The sequence below is a fragment of the Pseudomonas protegens genome, assembly GCF_003363755.1.
Lineage (GTDB): Bacteria > Pseudomonadota > Gammaproteobacteria > Pseudomonadales > Pseudomonadaceae > Aquipseudomonas > Aquipseudomonas danubii.
Map to the genome: position 1 here is coordinate 997,688 of NZ_CP031396.1, position 17,338 is coordinate 1,015,025.

General features: G+C 66.4%; 16 protein-coding genes. 7 read left to right on the forward strand and 9 right to left on the reverse strand.

All coding sequences use genetic code 11. The features are described 5' to 3' along the window. Nucleotides 1-15: 15 nt before the first annotated feature. The 3 genes from tolQ to DWF74_RS04145 all read right to left on the reverse strand — a co-directional run bounded on the left by tolQ (nt 16) and on the right by DWF74_RS04145 (nt 5,302). The gene (tolQ, locus tag DWF74_RS04135) at nt 16-726 is read right to left on the reverse strand and encodes a protein TolQ (RefSeq protein WP_108545627.1); all 711 of its coding nucleotides are present in this window, start codon (nt 724-726) and stop codon (nt 16-18) included. Between the two features lie 91 nt (nt 727-817). Further along, on the reverse strand, nt 818-2,740 hold the full coding sequence (locus DWF74_RS04140) for a phytase (RefSeq protein WP_115580416.1): 1,923 nt from the start codon (nt 2,738-2,740) through the stop codon (nt 818-820). Nucleotides 2,741-2,779: 39 nt separating this feature from the next. Next, entirely contained in the window at nt 2,780-5,302 is a 2,523-nt protein-coding gene (locus DWF74_RS04145; protein WP_115580417.1) for a TonB-dependent receptor, read from the reverse strand. Nucleotides 5,303-5,746: 444 nt separating this feature from the next. Here DWF74_RS04145 and DWF74_RS04150 point away from each other — a divergent pair, with 444 nt between their 5' ends. The 4 genes from DWF74_RS04150 to DWF74_RS04165 all read left to right on the forward strand — a co-directional run bounded on the left by DWF74_RS04150 (nt 5,747) and on the right by DWF74_RS04165 (nt 10,638). Further along, nucleotides 5,747-6,661, forward strand: coding sequence for a GGDEF domain-containing protein (locus DWF74_RS04150; protein ID WP_102864833.1), 915 nt, complete (start codon nt 5,747-5,749; stop codon nt 6,659-6,661). Between the two features lie 9 nt (nt 6,662-6,670). Next, the gene (locus tag DWF74_RS04155; protein WP_115580418.1) at nt 6,671-7,708 is read left to right on the forward strand and encodes an AraC family transcriptional regulator; all 1,038 of its coding nucleotides are present in this window, start codon (nt 6,671-6,673) and stop codon (nt 7,706-7,708) included. A gap of 140 nt (nt 7,709-7,848) precedes the next feature. Then, complete coding sequence (locus DWF74_RS04160; RefSeq protein WP_115580419.1) at nt 7,849-9,474, forward strand: NADP-dependent glyceraldehyde-3-phosphate dehydrogenase; 1,626 nt, start codon at nt 7,849-7,851, stop codon at nt 9,472-9,474. 123 nt (nt 9,475-9,597) lie between these two features. Further along, on the forward strand, nt 9,598-10,638 hold the full coding sequence (locus DWF74_RS04165) for an FUSC family protein (protein ID WP_162884149.1): 1,041 nt from the start codon (nt 9,598-9,600) through the stop codon (nt 10,636-10,638). On the opposite strand, the gene DWF74_RS04170 is transcribed toward DWF74_RS04165, so the two are convergent. Continuing rightward, complete coding sequence (locus DWF74_RS04170; RefSeq protein WP_115580421.1) at nt 10,635-11,840, reverse strand: molybdopterin molybdotransferase MoeA; 1,206 nt, start codon at nt 11,838-11,840, stop codon at nt 10,635-10,637. The two genes, DWF74_RS04165 and DWF74_RS04170, sit on opposite strands and share 4 nt — an antisense overlap. After that, complete coding sequence (gene moaB / locus DWF74_RS04175) at nt 11,837-12,376, reverse strand: molybdenum cofactor biosynthesis protein B (protein WP_060840020.1); 540 nt, start codon at nt 12,374-12,376, stop codon at nt 11,837-11,839. Before moaB ends, DWF74_RS04170 begins: the two co-directional genes overlap by 4 nt. A 226-nt stretch (nt 12,377-12,602) precedes the next feature. Here moaB and mobA point away from each other — a divergent pair, with 226 nt between their 5' ends. The 3 genes from mobA (at nt 12,603) to fdhD (ending at nt 15,105) form a co-directional block, all read left to right on the forward strand. Next, on the forward strand, nt 12,603-13,220 hold the full coding sequence (gene mobA / locus DWF74_RS04180; RefSeq protein ID WP_205413500.1) for a molybdenum cofactor guanylyltransferase MobA: 618 nt from the start codon (nt 12,603-12,605) through the stop codon (nt 13,218-13,220). A 109-nt stretch (nt 13,221-13,329) separates the two neighbouring features. Next, complete coding sequence (locus tag DWF74_RS04185; RefSeq protein WP_060840021.1) at nt 13,330-14,220, forward strand: LysR family transcriptional regulator; 891 nt, start codon at nt 13,330-13,332, stop codon at nt 14,218-14,220. 57 nt (nt 14,221-14,277) lie between these two features. Further along, complete coding sequence (gene fdhD / locus DWF74_RS04190) at nt 14,278-15,105, forward strand: formate dehydrogenase accessory sulfurtransferase FdhD (protein WP_115580423.1); 828 nt, start codon at nt 14,278-14,280, stop codon at nt 15,103-15,105. Between the two features lie 88 nt (nt 15,106-15,193). Here the strand turns inward: fdhD and moaE are convergent, their stop codons facing one another. The 4 genes from moaE to DWF74_RS04210 are packed head-to-tail and all read right to left on the reverse strand — an operon-like array spanning nt 15,194 to nt 17,327. Next, entirely contained in the window at nt 15,194-15,667 is a 474-nt protein-coding gene (moaE, locus tag DWF74_RS04195) for a molybdopterin synthase catalytic subunit MoaE (protein WP_115580424.1), read from the reverse strand. Between the two features lie 3 nt (nt 15,668-15,670). Continuing rightward, on the reverse strand, nt 15,671-15,922 hold the full coding sequence (locus DWF74_RS04200; RefSeq protein ID WP_102864824.1) for a MoaD/ThiS family protein: 252 nt from the start codon (nt 15,920-15,922) through the stop codon (nt 15,671-15,673). Beyond that, nucleotides 15,919-16,401 (reverse strand): cyclic pyranopterin monophosphate synthase MoaC, encoded by a 483-nt coding sequence (moaC, locus tag DWF74_RS04205; RefSeq protein ID WP_115580425.1) that lies wholly within the window; start codon nt 16,399-16,401, stop codon nt 15,919-15,921. The genes DWF74_RS04200 and moaC overlap by 4 nt, the downstream gene beginning before the upstream one ends. Nucleotides 16,402-16,427: 26 nt before the next feature. Further along, nucleotides 16,428-17,327 carry a bestrophin family protein gene (locus tag DWF74_RS04210; protein ID WP_115580426.1) on the reverse strand — a complete coding sequence of 300 codons (900 nt, stop codon included), beginning with the start codon at nt 17,325-17,327 and terminating at the stop codon, nt 16,428-16,430. Nucleotides 17,328-17,338 lie beyond the last annotated feature (11 nt).

The following is a 17,338-nucleotide window of genomic DNA, read 5'->3' on the forward strand; positions in this document are numbered from 1 at the left end:
GGCTTGCTCCTTCTCTCAGGCGGCCACGGCCAGGTGGCTCGGGGTGCCCTGCAAGGTGCGGTGCAGGCGCACCTGCAGTTCGTTGCCAAAGGCGTAGTAGCGGGTCAGCAGGGTCTGGCTGCGGGCCGAGAAGCGGTTGTAGGCGATCACCGCGGGAATCGCCGCGAACAGGCCGATGGCGGTGGCGATCAGCGCCTCGGCAATGCCCGGGGCCACGGTGGACAGGGTCGCCTGCTGCACCTGGGACAGGCCGAGGAAGGAGTTCATGATCCCCCACACGGTGCCGAACAGGCCGATATAGGGGCTGACCGAGCCCACGGTGGCAAGAAACTGCAGGCCCTTTTCCAGGCGGGTTTCCTGCTCGCTGATGGCCACGTACAAGGCCCGTTCCACGCCCTCCAGCACGCCTTCAGCGGCGCCGCCGGCCGCGCCGTGCAGGTGGCCGAATTCCTCATAGCCGGCGACAAAGATCGGCTCCACGCCGCCTTCGCCGTCGGCCTTGCGGGCCACTTCGCGGTACAGCGGCAAGAGTTCGGGGGCGGCGCGAAAGCGCTGGATGAACGCGTTGCAACGGCGCTCACGGCCGCGCAGCACGGCGCCGCGCTGGATGATCAGGTACCAGCTGAGCAGGGATGCCAGGAGCAGGGTCAGCATCACCGCCTTGACCAACAGGCTGGCATCGCTGATCAGCCCCCAGATGCTCATGTGTTCGAGTGTGGCTTGCATGGTGAAACTCCTTCGCGGGTGCCCGCCGGGGCCAGAGCCGTGCCGGTGGGGCTATTCGATGACATGCCGATGACCGGGTGATGACAGCCGCTCAGGGCAGCTTCAGGGCCCGGGTGACGTCGGCCCAGGGCACGAACTTGAAGTTCTGGGTCTGCTCGGGCATGCGCTTGCGCCCGTCCTGGACCACCAGCAGGCCCTGGCTCCAGGGCCCGCCGAGGTTGGCCGAGGTGACTTCCAGGCCGTCGGTTTCCGAGGCGCCGTCGATCCCCGCCGCGGCGTTGAGGCCGACCCGGAAGGCACCGTGGGAAGCGAACGGCGGCTCGGCGTCCAGCACCAGGTAGCTGTCGTTGCCCTGGCTGGAAATCACCAGGTAGTCGCGGGCGTTGCTCTGGTACAGGGCCAGGCCCTCGACATCGGCCTGCAACAGGCCGCCGACCTTGATCACGCTGTGCAGGGTCGCCGGTTGTTCGGGGCGGGCGTCCAGGGCCCAGACCCCGACGTCCTCTTCCCCCAGGAACAGCCGCTGGCGCTGGTCGTCGGCGACGCAACCTTCGGGCTGGCTGGCCACCTTGAACTGGCGCACCAGCTCGCCCTGGGCACTGCCGGACGGCGCACTCAGGCGGTACTGGACGAAGGTGCCGTCCTTGTCGTTGGCAATCGCATAGATCTCGCCGCTGGCGGGCTGGAACAGGCACAGGCCGTAGATCGCCTTGAGTGGCGTGGGGATCTCCCCGGCCTCGCGCAGCTCGCCGCTGGCACGGTCGATGGCGAACAGGCTGAGGCTGTTGCGGTCGCGGTTGCTGGCCACGGCCAGGTCCACGGTCTGCTGGCCCAGCTTGAAGTTGGGACGCACGTCGACGTTGTTCAGGCGCCCCACCGCCAGTTCCTGCAACAGCTTGCCCTGCAGGTCGTAGGCCAGCAGGCCCTGCTTCTTGTTGGTGCCCAGCACCCGGCTCAGGGACGGCTGCTGCGGGTGGACCCAGATCGCCGGGTCATCGGCGGCATCGCCCTGGCGCCCCACCGGTTCGCTCTGCACCGCCGCCTGCACGTTGGGCAATACCGGCGGCAGGGCCGGCGCGTGGGCCTGCCAGTCCAGCTGGCCCTGGTACAGGCGGCCATCCTCGTCATCGCGCAGCAACACTTGCAGGCCCTTGGCGCTGGCGCGCAGGGCGATGTTTTCCGGTTCCTTGAGGCCGCTCAGGGGCAAGCTGGCCTGGGCCGACCAGCCCTGCTCCTGCTGCTGATAGAGATGCAGTTGCGCGGCTTTCGGGTCCAGGCCCAGTACCCCGCCCGGCACCAGGGCCATGGCCCCGGCGCTTTTCCTGATCTCGCCAAAGGGCGCGCGCAGGGCCACCGGCTGGCGTGCAGTGTCGGCTTCGGCGTGGGCCGGGTAGGCCCACCAGCCGACGTTCTGTTCATTGACCAGCAGTTGCTGGGCGGCGTCATCCACCTGGCAGAACTTGGCCTCCGGCGGCAGCGGCAGGCCACGCACCCGTCGCGGCTCGGCGCTCAGTTGTGCGCCGTGGCCCACCAGCCACTGCTCGCCCTTGCCCTCCTCGCCCACCAGGAACAGGAACAGGTTGCTGGCCTCGTCGCGGTACAGGCACAGGCCGTTGACCGGGAAGTCGCGGGGCGGCAGGTACAGCGGCTGGCCCCAATGCCGGGCCTTCGGGTCGAGGCTCAGCAGCAGTGCCTGCTGGCGTTCGTTGTCCAGGCTGGCCACCAGCAGTTGCTGGCCGGCGGCGCGGCTGTCCAGGCCGTTGAACGAGCCCTTGAAGCGGGCCAGCTGGCGGCCCTGTTCATCCAGCAGCAACAGGCCTTCGCGCTCGCTGGCCAGCAGCCGGTCGGCGCCTGTACCGGCGGGCACGAAGCCCAGCCCGGTGACGCCCGGGGTCTGCTCGGCCCAGGGTTTGAGGGTCAGGCCCGGCACGCCGGGGGCGGCCTGGGCAGCACTGCTGGCCAGGCCAATGCACAGCGCCAGCAGAGTGGTTTTCGCGGTCGATACAGTGCTCATCACAATCCTTGGAGGTGCAGTCGGGCAGCGGCCCGGTACTTAGAAATGGGTGAAGGTCAGGCCGAGCTTGTAGGTCGGGCCGTATTCCTCGTACTGGGCGTTGTAGGAGCGGTTGCCGGTGTAGACGAAGTACGGCTGGTCGGTGAGGTTCTGCGCCTCGAAGCTCAGTTGCAGGTTCTTGCTCAGGGAATACTTGGCGCTGAAATCGACGAAGGTCTGGGCGTCCACGTGCAGGTCGTGGGCCTTGTCGCCGATCGAGGCCAGCTCATAGAGGTAGGCCGACTTGTAGTTGGCCGACAGGCGCAGACTGAGCTTGTCGTCTTCCCAACCGAGCATCAGGTTGCCCACGGTGTCCGACTGGTTGGGCAGGTCGATGTCGCGCTTGCGGTTGACCCCGGCCTTCTGGTCGAAGCCTTCGATGCTCGCGCTGGAGCGGCTGAAGGTGCTGTTGGCGCCCAGCAGCAGGCCGTTCCACGGCGCCGGCAGCCAGTCGAACTTCTGCGAGTAGGCCAGCTCCAGGCCATACAGCTTGGCGCTGTCGCCGTTGGCGAAGGTGTGCGCCTCGGAGAACCCGCTCCAGGCGCCGGTGCCGGCCAGGTCGGTGTTGTAGACGAAGTTCTGGATGTCCTTGTAGAACACGAAGGCCGAGACGCTGCCGGCGCGGCCCATGTAGTGCTCGATGCCCAGGTCCAGGTTGCTCGACTCCAGGGGCTTGAGGTCCGGGTTGCCGAAGGTCGCCTCGTCGCCGTCGATGACAAAGCCCGGGGCCAGCTGACCGAAGGTCGGGCGCACCACGCTCTTGGTCCAGGCCGCGCGCAGCTGGGTGTTCTTGTCCAGCTGGTAGCGCGCGTGCAGCCCGGGCAGCCAGTGCTGGTAGCGGCGCTTGGTGTCGGTGGCGGTGAAGGCGCCGTCGGTGACCCCGGTGCCCTTGGCCTCGAACTCGGTGCCCTCGTAGCGCAGGCCGGCAATGAAGCGCCAGTCGTCGATGTCCAGGGTGTTCATGAAGTAGCCGGCGTTGATGTCTTCGCGGATCTTGAAGTCGTTGACCCGGGATTCTTCTTCGTCGTAGAAGGCCGCCGGATTCAGGCCACCGATCAGTTGCTTGATGGCGCTGCCGCTGATGCCCGGGCCGAAGCGGCCCAGGGAATAGTCCACGCGGCCCTTCTGGAACTGCCCGAGGTTGAGCTGCTGGTCGGTGAAGCCCAGGGTGTCGAAGTCCTTGTAGACCCAGGCTTCCAGGTCGTTGTCCTTGTTGCGCCGGCTGACTTTGCCACCGAACTTGAACTGCGCGGCGTAGCCACTGAGGTCATAGTCCCGGGCCAGGTCCAGGCGCAGGTTCTTCTCGGTGTCGGTGGTGTTCTGCTTTTCCCAGTCGACCTTGTCCAGGGTGAAGTTGGCCGCGTCAAAGAAGCCTGAGCCGATCACCGGGCGCGGCTTGCCGTTGTCGTAGAAGCCGCTGTCGGAAAAGTCGCTGTTGCCCTTGAAGGTGGCCCCGGCGATATGCGCCGGGCTGTCTTCGCTGGAGCGGCTGTAGCCGGTCTGGCCGCTGAGGGTCCACAGGCCCAACTGGCGCTCGCCGCCGAACACGTAGGACTGGATCTCCTGGGTTTCCTCGCGCTGCTTGAGCTTGCGCTTGGCCTCGGCGTCGCCGCGCTCCCCAACCGCCAGCGGGTCGGCGAACTCGATGCTGGTGGAGTTGCGCGTCTCGCTGTCCTTGTAGCGGCTGTAGAGGGTGCGCAGGTAGTAGCTGCTGCTGTCGTCGGGCTTGTAGTCGAAGTTCAGGCCGCCGCCGGCCCGCTCGCGGCTGATGGCGTAGTCGCGCTGCTCGAACTCCTGCAGCCTGGCGCCGCGCTCGAAGTCCCAGGCGCCGCCGGTCTCGACGTTGTCGGAGCCGAAATCGCGCTTCTGCCAGCTCAGGGCCGCGGCCACGCCGAAGTTGTCGATGCCGTCGCCGAGGCTGAAGCGGTTGCTCGCCGCGCCGGAGAATTTCGGGCTGGTCTGGCGGGTGTTCTGGTCGTAGCTGGCCTCGCTGCTGCCGCTGTAGAACAGGCCCTTGTGGTCGAAGGCCGAGAGGCTTTTCACGTCCACGGTGCCGCCCAGGGAGTTGGCGTCCATGTCCGGGGTCAGGGTCTTGATCACCGACAGCGACTGCACCAGCTCCGAGGGCAGCACATCCAGGGCCACGGCGCGGCGCGCGCTTTCCGGGGACGGCACCAGGGTGCCGTTGATGGTCACGCTGTTGAGGTCCGGGCCCAGGCCGCGGACGCTGACAAAGCGCCCTTCGCCCTGGTCGCGCTCGATGCTGATGCCCGGCAGGCGCTGCGCCGCTTCGGCGGCGTTCTGGTCCGGCAACTGGGCCACGCCGTCGGCGTGTACCACGCTCTGGATGCTGTCCGAACGCCGTTGTTCCTTGAGCGCCTGATCGATGCTGGCCGCCTGGCCCACCACTTGGACGTGCTCGGTGGCGGCCGTTTCGGCGGCGCTCAAGCGTTCACTGGCGATGGCCATGGCCAGCGCGGTCAAGGTAAAGCTGACCAGCCCGGGACTGCTGCGCTTGTACATGAGGTTCCTCCCCAAGAGTCCGCCAACGCCGGGCAAGGGGCCCGGCAACTGGGAGGGCACGCTAGGGTTGGCGAATGACGGTTCTGTGACAGGCCTGGTCGGCAGGTCGCCAAAACAGCCGTTTCCCCGGGTTTCGCCCCGGCAAATGAGCTGAATTGACCCCTGCGGGAGCGGGCTTGCCGGCAAAAGCCATCACCCGTCGGGCGCAGGTCTTGCGGGCCCCATTGCCGGCAAGCCGGCTCCTACACATCCGTGGCGCCCCCGACGCCCCGTAGGAGCGGGCTTGCCCGCGAAGAGGCCCTCGAGGCGACCCCATCCAGCAAAAAAAAACGCCTGAACCCTGAGCTGATTCGACCCCTCGACGGTTTTTTCCGCTGTCACCACACCGTCACAAACATCTGCTGTGCTGGCGCCCTCTCACTCCTGGCAAAAAGGATCGCGGCCATGTTCTGCGTGCTCAAACCCCACCGCTGGAAACTCGCCGCGCTGTTGCTGGCGGCCAATGCCGGGCTGTTGCTGCACCTGGCTTGCGGCAGCCTGAAATCAGTCAGCGAGTGGCAATGGCTGGACATCATCGGCGAAGGCGGCTCGGCACTGCTGGCCCTGGTCTGGCTCGCACTGGTGCTCAAGAGCCGCCCCGCCGGCCGGGTCACCAACTACCTGGCCCTGGGCCTGAGCTGCATTTTCTTTTCCTGGTGGATCGACAGCCTCGACGAGTTCATCCGCCTGCCCGCCAGCATCACCTGGGACCACTGGCTGGAGTCCGGGCCGATGCCCATCGGCATGATCCTGCTGACCATCGGCATCTACCACTGGCACCGCGAACAGCTGGCCATCAGCGCGCAGATGGAAAAGAAGGAACGGCTGTTTCGCGAGCACCGGCAGTTCGACAAGCTCACGCCCCTGGCCGGCGCCGACTACCTCAAGCGCGAGCTGGCCGCCAGCCTGGAGGACAGTCGCCGCCAGCAGCAGCCGTTGTCGTTGCTGGCCCTGGACCTGGATCATTTCGCCGCGATCAACCAGGACTACGGCCACGCCGAAGGGGATGCGGTGCTGCAGGCCCTGAGCCATGTGCTGCTGCTCAACCTGCGGCGCCAGGACCTGCTGTGCCGACTGGCCGGCGACCGCTTCGTGGTGCTCTTGCCCAACACCGGCGAGAGCCAGGCCCGACTGCTGGCCCTGGAACTGCAACAGGCGGTGCAGGGCCTGGCGCACAAGACCCGGCAACACGGCGAGCGCCTGCACCTGGCGGCCAGCACCGCGGTGGTGATGGCCCTGGAGGAGACCCCGGAGGTCCTGCTCAAACGCCTCAACCTGGCCCTGGCCCGGGCCAAGCAGCCCCTGGCGAAAACCGCCTGAGGCGCCGTCATGACCGTGAAGACCCACTGGTACGAAGCCGATACCCGCTTCATCCCCGGGCACTATCAACCGGCGGCGCTGATCGACCTGGCGCTGTCGCGGGACATCGACAGCCATCGCCTGCTGCGCGGCACCGGGCTGTTCCACGAGGACATCCTGGCCGGACAGACCCGTCTCAGCCCGCAGCAGTTCCTGGCGCTGATCGGCAACAGCCGGCGCCTGCTGGACGCCGACGACAGCAGTTTCCTGTTTGGCCAGCGCCTGCTGCCCGGGCACTACGGCGCCGCCAGCCATGCCTTGCGCCATGCCCAGAACCTGCATCAGGCCCTGGACACCCTGGTGCAGCAGCAGGCCCTGCTCAGCCCCCTGCTGAGCCTACGCCTGGTGCTGGATGAGCAGCATGCCTATTGCTACTGGCTGGACAGCTGCGGCGCCGGCGAGCACGGGCGCTTCCTGCTGGAAGCCAGCATGACTTCGCTGGTGGCCATGAGTCAGTGGCTCAGCGGCCAGCGCCTGCCCTGGGAATGCAGCTTCAGCCATGCCGAGCCGCGCTACGTCGAGCAGTACTGGGTGCACCTGGGGGAACAGACCCAGTTCCGGCGGCCCCTGGACCTGATGCGCATCCCCCGGCAATACCTGACCCGGCCCTGGCCCGGGGCCTCGGCCACCGCCGGCCAGGTGGCGCGCCTGGAAGCCGACGAACACCTGCGCCAGCTGGGTTTTTCCGGGAGTTTTCTCGATGCCCTGGACCGCTACCTGCAAGCCAACGTGCGGCATGCGCCGAGCCTGGAACAGACCGCCCAGGCCTTCGCCATGAGCCCGGCGACCCTCAAGCGCAAGCTGAGCAAGCACCACAGCGGCTACCAGCAGCAGGTGGACCGGGTGCGCAAGCAGGTGGCGCTGTACCTGTACCAGATCAGGGGCTGGAGCAACGAGGCAGTGGCCGAGTACCTGAACTTCAATGACCCGGCCAACTTCCGCCGCTCCTTCAAGCGCTGGACCGGCAGCACCCCAACCCTGATCCGGCAGTTGCTGGGCAACAGCTGAAACGTTTAACCTCGAACCATGACCGCGGGTGTGCCAACTGCACAAAGCGCTAAAGCCGCAGGCCATTCAGGCGTATAAACCTTGGAGCGATGGCGCCACTGTCATCCGCGCCGGAGCCATTTCCAACACGGGGTAGAGTCATGACCACAGCCAATGTCCTCAACAACCTGTTTCCTGCTGCCGCCGACATCCCCGAAGCCTATCGCCTGCCCGATCCGGTGGAGCAGCGCGACTACCTGGTAGACGGTGAGCTGCGCACCTGGAACGGCCCCCTGGCCCAGGTCCGCAGCCCGATCTACTTGAGCGGCGCCGACGGCGACCAGCAAGTGATTCTCGGCAGCACGCCGCTGCTGGACGCTGATACCGCCCTCACCGCCCTGGACGCCGCCGTGCGCGCCTACGACCGCGGCCAGGGCGCCTGGCCAACGATGCGCGTGGCTGAGCGCATCCAGCACGTGGAAGCTTTCCTGGCGCGCATGCGCGAACAGCGCACAGCAGTGGTCAAGTTGCTGATGTGGGAAATCGGCAAGAACCTCAAGGACTCGGAGAAAGAGTTCGACCGCACCTGCGACTACATCGTCGACACCATCGGCGCGCTCAAGGAACTGGACCGGCGCTCCAGCCGCTTCGAACTGGAGCAGGACACCCTCGGCCAGATCCGCCGCGTGCCCCTGGGCGTGGCCCTGTGCATGGGCCCCTACAACTACCCGCTGAACGAAACCTTCACCACCCTGATCCCGGCGCTGATCATGGGCAACACCGTGGTGTTCAAGCCGGCCAAGCTCGGCGTGCTGCTGATCCGCCCGCTGCTCGAAGCCTTCCGCGACAGCTTCCCGGCCGGGGTGATCAACGTCATCTACGGCAGCGGCCGCGAGACCGTCAGCGCGCTGATGGCCAGCGGCAAGATCGACATCTTCGCCTTCATCGGCACCAACAAGGCCGCCAGCGACCTGAAGAAACTCCACCCCAAGCCGCACCGCCTGCGCGCGGCCCTGGGCCTGGACGCGAAGAACCCGGGAATCGTGCTGCCCGATGCCGACCTGGACAACGCGGTCAGCGAGGCCGTTACCGGCGCGCTGTCGTTCAACGGCCAGCGCTGCACCGCGCTGAAGATCCTGTTCGTCCATGAAAGCGTGGTGGAGCGCTTTATCCAGCAGTTCAACGCCAAGCTGCAAGGCCTCAAGCCGGGCATGCCCTGGGAGCCGGGCGTGGCCCTGACGCCACTGCCGGAAAACACCAAGGTCGATTACCTGCACGCCCTGGTAGCCGATGCCCAGGCCCACGGCGCCCAGGTGGTGAACCCCCATGGCGGCGAGTCGCGGGCGTCGTTCTTCTACCCGGCGGTGCTGTACCCGGTGAACCCGCAGATGCGCGTCTACCACGAGGAACAGTTCGGCCCGGTGGTGCCCATCGTGCCCTACCGCGACCTGGACACGGTGATCGACTACGTCCTGGAGTCGGACTTCGGCCAGCAACTGAGCCTGTTCGGCAGCGACCCGGCGGTGATCGGCCGGCTGGTGGACACCTTCGCCAACCAGGTCGGGCGGATCAACATCAACGCCCAGTGCCAGCGCGGCCCGGACACCTTCCCCTTCAACGGCCGCAAGAACTCCGCCGAGGGCACGCTGTCGGTGCATGATGCGTTGCGCACCTTCTCGATCCGCACCCTGGTGGCGACCAAGTTCCAGGAGCGCAACAAGGAGCTGATCAGTGACATCATCCGCAACCGCGACTCCAGCTTCCTGACCACCGACTACATTTTCTAAAAGCGCCTGGCCGGGGCTCGCCACGCGGCGAGTCGCGGCTACTGATTCAGCCACTCATTAGCTATTGGAGAAACCGGTCTGGGCCCGTTCAAACACCTGCGGGGCATCCACCTGCCGCCCTTGCTGCAGCGCCTGCTGCGTCCCCTGCTGGACCCGTACCGGCGCTACCGTCACGCCCGCCTGATCCACGCGGTGCGGGTCGCCCTCGGCCTGATCGCCACCATTCTCCTGACCACCGGCCTCAACCTGCCCCACGGCGAGTGGGCGTCGGTGACCATGCTGGTGGTGATCGGCGGCCTGCAGCACCACGGCAACATCGGCAAGAAGGCCGCCGAGCGGGCCATCGGCACCCTGGTGGGCGCCGGGGTCGGCCTGGTGCTGGTGGTGCAGCAGGCGTACTTCGGCCATCCCTGGCTGACCTACCTGGGCATGTCGGCGGTGTGCGGCTACTTTTCCTACCACGCCATCGGCAAGGGCGGGTATATCGCGCTGCTGGCGGCGATCACCGTGTTCATCGTCGCCGGCCATGGCGACAACCAGATCAGCGACGGCCTGTGGCGCGCGGTGGACATCCTCATCGGCATTGCCCTGGCCCTGGCGTTTTCCTTCGCCATTCCGCTGTACGCGGTGTATTCCTGGCGCTACACCCTGGCCAGCGCCCTGCGCGACTGCGCCCAGTTGTACGGACGGATCATCCAGGGCCAGTCGGTGACCGACGACGAACACCTCAAGCTCCTGGGCCGGGTCAACGCCGCCATGCTGCAACTGCGTTCGCTGATGCCGTCGGTGTCCAAGGAAGTGCGGATTTCCATGACCGAACTGGACGCCATCCAGCGCAATCTGCGGATGTGCATCAGCACCCTGGAGATCCTCGGCAACACCCGCCCCGATGCCAGCGACCGGCAGGCCATGGCACAGATGCAACTGGCACTCAAGGCCGAGCACCGGCAGATCCGCGTGCAGTTGATCGGCATGGCCCGGGCCCTGCAAACGGGGGGCACCCAGCGCCTGGACAAACCCCTGGAAGGCCATGCCGACAAGGCCCTGGAGGCGCCGGTGTATTCGCCCCTTGACGGTTACCGGCTGCTCACCCGGCAGTTGGCCGCGACCCTGGGCGAAATGCGCCAGCGACTGGCCAAGAGCGCCCGGCACTGGAAGATTTAAAACAACTCGCTAAAGGGAATGAAACGCGCCGCCTCGCCCACCTGCAGGGTGTGGCCTTCAAGGATCTCCACCAGGCCATCGGCCCAGGAGGCTCCCAGCAATACCCCCGAGCTCTGATTCGGGTAGAGCACGGCGCGGCCGTTTTCCAGGCGCGCCCGCAGGTATTCCCGGCGGCTGCCGGCCTTGGGCCAGTTGAAGGCCACGCTGACCGGCACACTCAAGGGCGCAACCTGCTCCACTCCCTGAATCCGCAACAGGTAGGCCCGGGCCAGCAGGCCGAAGGTCACCAGGGCCGAGGCCGGATTGCCCGGCAGGCCGATCACCGGCACCTGGCCGAAGTGGCCCACCGTCAGCGGTTTTCCGGGTTTGATGGCGAGCTTCCAGAACAGCGGTCGGCCGTTGTTCCTCAGCACCTGGCCCAGGCAATCGGCATCCCCCGCCGAGACCCCGCCAGTGGTCAGGATCAGGTCCGCGCCATGCTGCAACTGTTCCAGCCTGAGCCGGGTCTGCTGTGGCTGGTCGGGAAGAATCCCGGCGTCGATGACCTCGCAGCCCAGGCTGTCGAGCCAGTGGCGGAGCAAGGTGCGGTTGCTGTTGTAGATGCAACCCGGGCGAATAGGCATGCCCGGTTCCAGCAACTCATCGCCGGTGGACAGCAACGCCACCCGCGGACGGCGCACCACTTGCAGCTCGGTGCAGCCCTGAGCGGCGGCCACCGCCAGTTCGAAAGGCCCCAGGCGCTTGCCGGCTTGCAACAGCACATCACCAGCCCGGTTCTCCTGGCCTTGAGGGCGGATGTTCTGTCCCGGCTTCAGCGCCTGGGTGAAGCGCGCCCGGCCATCCTCCAGCAACTCGACGTTCTCCTGCATCTCCACGCAGTCAGCGCCGGCAGGCACCGGGGCGCCGGTGAAGATCCGCGCACAGGTGCCCGGCTGCAAGGGGTCGCCAGGCTGACCGGCAAAGATCGTCTGTGACACCGCCAGTGGCTGGCCGTCCCAGTGCTGCAGGTTGAGGGCATAGCCGTCCATGGCGCTGTTGGCCCAGGGCGGCAGGCCCAGGGTCGCCACCAGGTCAGTGGCCAGCACCCGTTGCCGGGCATGGTCCAGGGCCAGGGTTTCGCTTTGCGTCAGACGTTGGGTATCGGCCATGGCCAGCAGGCTGGCCAGTGCTTCTTCCAGCGGCATCAAGTGGCCCTGGATCATCCTCGAGACTCGCAGGCCTGCACCGGCTTGAGGTGCGGCACGAAATTGCACGGCCGATGGCGGGCATCCAGTTGCTCGGCGAGGATGCCTTCCCAGGCGGTGCGGCAGGCCCCGGTGGAGCCCGGCAGGCAACACACCAGGGTGCCATTGGCCAGCCCGGCCAGGGCCCGGCTCTGTACCGTGGAGGTGCCGATATCGAGGATCGAGATGGCGCGAAACAGCTCGCCGAAACCGTCGATGTGCTTGTCCAGCAGGCAACTCACGGCTTCGGGGGTGCTGTCGCGACCGGTGAAGCCGGTGCCGCCGGTGATCAACACCACCTGGATGCGCTCGTCGGCGATCCAGGCCGCCACCTGGGCGCGGATCTTGTACAGATCGTCCTTGAGCAGGTTGCGTTCGCTCAGGGTGTGGCCGGCTTCCAGCAGGCGACTGACCAGCAGTTGCCCGGAGGTGTCCGTGGCGTATTCCCGGGTATCGCTGACTGTCAGCACGGCTATGTTCAAGGGTACAAACAACGCATCCGACTTCACGCTCATGTCATTCTCCGACCGGCAAGATAAAAATCATGGATGCAGGCTAAAGGCCCGAAACCGCGGCTGTCTAATCGTTCTGACTGACCGGATTATCGAGGCGCTCTATCGTCAACCGCGGTTTGGTGTGGCGGTTGATAAAGCCCATCAATCGTCCATTCAACACTTCCGATTGGACGTGCCCGAAGGACAATGCCATCGTTTGCGCCACCCACCTGACATGCGCCAGACCATGACCCCGACCCGCCCTGCCCCGACCCTCTCCCCGCCCTGCTCGATCCTGCTGCTGGCCGGTGGCCGCGGCTCGCGCATGGGCGGTCGCGACAAGGGCCTGGTGACCTGGCAGGGCCGGCCCTTGATTGCCCATGTGCAGGCCACGGTGCGGCCCTTCAGCGACGACCTGATCATTTCCTGCAACCGCAACGCCGAGCAGTACCGGCCCTATGCCGATCGCCTGGTGGCGGATGAGCAGGCAGACTTTCCCGGCCCCATGGCCGGCGTGCTGGCGGGTCTGGCAGTGGCCCGGCACCCCTGGCTGCTGGTACTGGCCTGCGACGCGCCGCGGATCGACGGCGCGCTGATCCAGACGCTGCTGGATGCCCGCCCGGCGGACACCCTCAGCCCGTTGATGGTGCAGCAGGACGGACAGTGGCAACCCATGTTCAGCCTGATACCCACGGCCCTGGCAGCCCGCTTGCGCGCCGCCTGGGAGCGCGGCGAGCGCAGCCTGCTGCGGGCCCTCGCCGCCCATGGCCTGAAGCCTTTGCCTTGCGCCGCCGACGATCCGCGGCTGAGCAACTTCAACACCCCTGAACTACTGTCTGAAACAGACCCCGGGCCCGTGGCCTGAACGCCGACGGTGTGCCCCGAGGGTTCGGCCCGGGAAGACTGAACGTCTTTCCACGAACCGGACACCTGCGTTAATACTGACTCCGATTCCCTTCACCACAGGTGCCATTGTGGACATCAAGCAACTCAAGTTTCTGATCGCCCTGGAGCAGACCCGGCACTTCGGCCAGGCTGCCGCGCGCTGCCACATTACCCAGCCGACCCTGTCCATGCGTCTGCGCAACCTGGAGGACGAGCTGGACCTGATCCTGGTGACCCGCGGCCAGCGCTTCGAAGGCTTCACCGAGGCCGGCGAGCGGGTCCTGGCCTGGGCCAAGACCCTGCTGGCGGCCCACGACGGGCTGTTCGCCGAGGCCGCCGCCTGCCGCGGGCAACTGGTGGGTAACCTGCGCCTGGGCCTGGTGCCGCTGAGCGGCTTCAACCCCATCAGCTATGTGCAGAAGCTCTCGGCGAGCTTTCCCGAGCTCAAGTTCAGCCTGTCGTCCGCCAGCTCCGACCGGATCATCGAGGACATCGGCAACAACCAGCTGGACCTCGGGGTCTGCTACCTGGACCACGTCAACCCCAACTACCTGGACTTCTTCGAGATCGGCGAGACCCGGGTCGGCCTGCTCTACGACACCCGGCACTTTCATTTCGAAGGCAGCGAAATGAGCTGGGAAGACGCCGCCGAGCTGCCCCTGGGCATGCTCAGCACCGGCATGCACTATCGCAAGTCCATCGACCTGAGCTTTCGCAGCCGCGGCCTGAACCCGACGCCGATCCTGGAAAGCGATTCCACCTACCAGCTGTTCCAGGCGATCCACGAGGGCTTCTGCTGCTCGATCATGCCCCTGGACAGCGGCCTGGATTCGCCCATCGACAACCTGGCCTTCATCCAGCTGCCGGATGCCAGCGTGCTGGCGCCCCTGGGCCTGGTGATGCGCAAGACCGAACCGCGCTCGGCGATTGCCGAAAAGTGCTTCGCCGAAGCCAGGAAGCTGTTTGCGCTCAAAGACTGAATGCATGCCCCGGGCCGCCCATGGCCCGGGGCGAATCGACTGTATCGAGGTGTGGTCATGGTTTGCCGGATCGAACAAACGCAGCAACAACCCGAAGCCAATGCGCCGGCGCCGGCGCCGCAGCGCGTGGCCTATCGCGAGTACAGCCCCGACGGGGTGCTGGCCGAGGCGCCGCTGGCCGCCGAGATTGCCCTGGCGATCACCTACAACGGCCTGAGCCAGGCGGTGATGATGGTGTCCCCCGGCAACCTGGAAGACTTCATTCGCGGCTTCAGCATCACCAACGACATCGTCGGTGACCTCAGCGAAATCTACGACATCCGCCTCAGCCACTTTCCCCAGGCCTGCCAGGCCGATGTGCAGATTTCCAGCCGGGCCTTCTGGGCCCTCAAGGACCATCGCCGGCAGATGGCCGGGACCAGCGGCTGCGGGTTATGCGGCGTGGAGGCCCTGGAACAGGCGCTGCCGCAATTGCAGATACTCGAACCTTCGCCCCTGCCCCCCGCCGAACACCTGCAGGGCCTGCGCGAGCGCATCGAACAGGCCCAGCACATGGCCCGCAGCAGCGGCGCCCTGCACGCGGCGCTGTACTTCGACGAACAGGGCGAGGTGCGCCTGTGCCAGGAAGACATCGGCCGCCACAACGCCCTGGACAAGCTGATCGGCGCCCTGCTGAACGCCGGGATCGATGGCCGCCAGGGCTTCACCGTGGTCACCAGCCGCTGCAGCCTGGAACTGATCCACAAAGCCGTGCGCGCCCGCCTCGGCACCCTGGTCAGCCTGTCGGCGCCCACCGCACTGACCGTGCAATGGGCCAACAAGCACCACCTGAACCTGATCCACGTGCCCCATCGCAACGCCCCGCGGATCTACAGCCCGGTGTAAATGCACAACGCCGGAAGACAGGCATCCGGCGTTGTTCCCCACCTTCCCTCAAACCTCACTCACCGGCATCAGCTCAATGTTCTGCTGCTCAACGTTCTGCAACCCAACGTTCGGCAGCCCAACGTTCGGCAGCCTGCCGGTCGCTCTCACGTCCGTCGATCCAGCGTTCGCCACCGGGGGTGACTTCGCGCTTCCAGAACGGTGCGCGGGTCTTGAGGTAATCCATGATGAAGGCGCAGGCCTCGAAGGCGGCTTGCCGCTGGGCACTGGCCACGCCGACAAAAACGATGGGCTCGCCCACCTGCAACAACCCCACCCGATGCACCAGGCTCACCCGGTTCAGCGGCCAACGCTCCCGGGCCTGTTGCACGATGCCCTGCAGCGAGCGCTCGGTCATGCCCGGGTAGTGTTCCAGGTACAGGCTCTGTACCGCCTCCCCCAGGTTGAGGTCGCGCACATAACCGACAAAGGTCACCACCGCGCCGACACGGCTATCGCCGGCCTGCAGGCCGGCGTTGAGTTGATCAAGGTTGAAGGCCTGGGTCTGCACCTGAATGCTCATGCCTCAGCCCCCGGTCACTTGAGGAAAGAAGGCGATTTCATCGAAGTCCTCGATGACCGCATCGAGCTTGCACAGGTCCTGGTTCAGCGCGCACATCAGGCTGCTTTCCCCCAGCACCGTGGCCCAGGTTTCACCCCGGGCCATCAGCAACTGGCGCACGTCATCGACGGTGTGCAGGTCGGCGTCCAGGGGCAGTTTCTCGCCGCCGCTGCCCAGCTGTTCGCGGTAGCGGGCAAAGTAATTGACCAGAATCATTGCGTTTCTCCAGCGATGAACAGCCCTGATTTGCCGCCCTGCTTCTTCAGCAGTTGCAGGCCCTCGATGACCATGCCCCGGTCCACCGCCTTGCACATGTCGTAGATCGTCAGCGCCGCCACGCTGGCGGCGGTCATGGCTTCCAGTTCGACCCCGGTGGCGCCATTGAGTCGGCAGCAGGTGGTGATCTGCACCCGGTCTGGCGGCAGCGCTTGCAGTTCGACGTGGATGCCGCTGAGCAGCAACGGGTGGCACAGGGGGATCAGTTCGTGGGTCTTCTTCGCCGCCATGATCCCGGCGATGCGCGCCACGGCGAACACGTCGCCCTTGGGGTGCCCCTGGTCCTGGATCAGTTGCAGGGTGGCCGGGAGCATGCGCACCCAGGCCTGGGCCTGGGCTTCGCGCTCGGTTACGGCCTTGCAGGTGACATCCACCATGCTGGCCCGGCCCTGGGCGTCCAGGTGAGTGAGTTCGTTCATGTGCAACCTCGGATAAAGACAGTGGATCAGCTCAGGACATAGTCCACCGGCACCAGGGCCGGCGGCAGTTCAGTGGCCCCCAGGGCGTCGAGAATCTCGCGTTCGAGGGTGCGCACCAGGGCGTCCATCGGCAGGTCGTTCTCGTCGTGGCCAAAGGGGTCTTCCAGCTCGTCGCCAATGGCGTCCAGGCCAAAGAAGGTGTAACTGACGATGGCGGTGAAGATCGGCGTCAGCCAGCCCAGGGGCTCGGCCATGGCAAAGGGCAAGAGGATGCAGAACATGTAGCTGGTGCGGTGCAGCAGCAAGGTGTAGGGGAACGGCAGCGGCGTGCCCTTGATCCGCTCGCAGGTGGTTTGCGCGGCGGTGATCCCGGACAGCAGATTGGCGATCAGCAGGTAGCGCCACTCGCTGATCACGCCCGAAGTCGCCAGGGCCGAGCACTGGCGCGACACCTGGCGCAGGACGCTGTCCGGCAGGTTCGGCGTCCGGGCCGCCGGCCAATGGCTGAGCCAGGTGCCTGCCGCGCTGAGCTCGTCTTCCTGGCGCAGCCGGGCCTTGAGGGCGTGGGCGAAACCGCACAGGTCCCGCAGGATGCTGCTGCGGGCCTGGGCATCGCCGAGCACCTGGGTTTCGCGGATTAGCGAGCGCACCTCGGTGAGCACCGCGCCCAGGGCCTTGCGCCCTTCGTACCAGCGGTCGTAACAGGCGTTGTTGCGAAAGCTCATGAAGATCGACAGCGACAGCCCGAGCAAGGTGAAAGGCGTGGCATTGACCTTGGAAAAGTAGGCCGGGTGCAGGGTTTCGATCAGCACGATGGCCGAGGCCAGCAGGGTCACCAGCAGGCTGCGCAAAGCAATGCGCTTGGCGATCGACCCCTTGAGGGAGATCAGCACGCTGATCAGGTTGGGTTTGGATCTGACGATCATCGGAGCGAAAC

What these genes read in the sequence shown, in the direction of transcription:
- moaE (WP_115580424.1), bottom strand. Translation starts at nt 15,667, where the DNA reads ATGAGCATTCAGGTGCAGACCCAGGCCTTCAACCTTGATCAACTCAAC.
- DWF74_RS04140 (WP_115580416.1), bottom strand. Translation starts at nt 2,740, where the DNA reads ATGAGCACTGTATCGACCGCGAAAACCACTCTGCTGGCGCTGTGCATT.
- DWF74_RS04155 (WP_115580418.1), top strand. Translation starts at nt 6,671, where the DNA reads ATGACCGTGAAGACCCACTGGTACGAAGCCGATACCCGCTTCATCCCC.
- DWF74_RS04160 (WP_115580419.1), top strand. Translation starts at nt 7,849, where the DNA reads ATGACCACAGCCAATGTCCTCAACAACCTGTTTCCTGCTGCCGCCGAC.
- DWF74_RS04210 (WP_115580426.1), bottom strand. Translation starts at nt 17,327, where the DNA reads ATGATCGTCAGATCCAAACCCAACCTGATCAGCGTGCTGATCTCCCTC.
- DWF74_RS04145 (WP_115580417.1), bottom strand. Translation starts at nt 5,302, where the DNA reads ATGTACAAGCGCAGCAGTCCCGGGCTGGTCAGCTTTACCTTGACCGCG.
- DWF74_RS04150 (WP_102864833.1), top strand. Translation starts at nt 5,747, where the DNA reads ATGTTCTGCGTGCTCAAACCCCACCGCTGGAAACTCGCCGCGCTGTTG.
- DWF74_RS04200 (WP_102864824.1), bottom strand. Translation starts at nt 15,922, where the DNA reads ATGATTCTGGTCAATTACTTTGCCCGCTACCGCGAACAGCTGGGCAGC.
- moaC (WP_115580425.1), bottom strand. Translation starts at nt 16,401, where the DNA reads ATGAACGAACTCACTCACCTGGACGCCCAGGGCCGGGCCAGCATGGTG.
- tolQ (WP_108545627.1), bottom strand. Translation starts at nt 726, where the DNA reads ATGCAAGCCACACTCGAACACATGAGCATCTGGGGGCTGATCAGCGAT.
- moaB (WP_060840020.1), bottom strand. Translation starts at nt 12,376, where the DNA reads ATGAGCGTGAAGTCGGATGCGTTGTTTGTACCCTTGAACATAGCCGTG.
- mobA (WP_205413500.1), top strand. Translation starts at nt 12,603, where the DNA reads ATGACCCCGACCCGCCCTGCCCCGACCCTCTCCCCGCCCTGCTCGATC.
- DWF74_RS04170 (WP_115580421.1), bottom strand. Translation starts at nt 11,840, where the DNA reads ATGATCCAGGGCCACTTGATGCCGCTGGAAGAAGCACTGGCCAGCCTG.
- fdhD (WP_115580423.1), top strand. Translation starts at nt 14,278, where the DNA reads ATGGTTTGCCGGATCGAACAAACGCAGCAACAACCCGAAGCCAATGCG.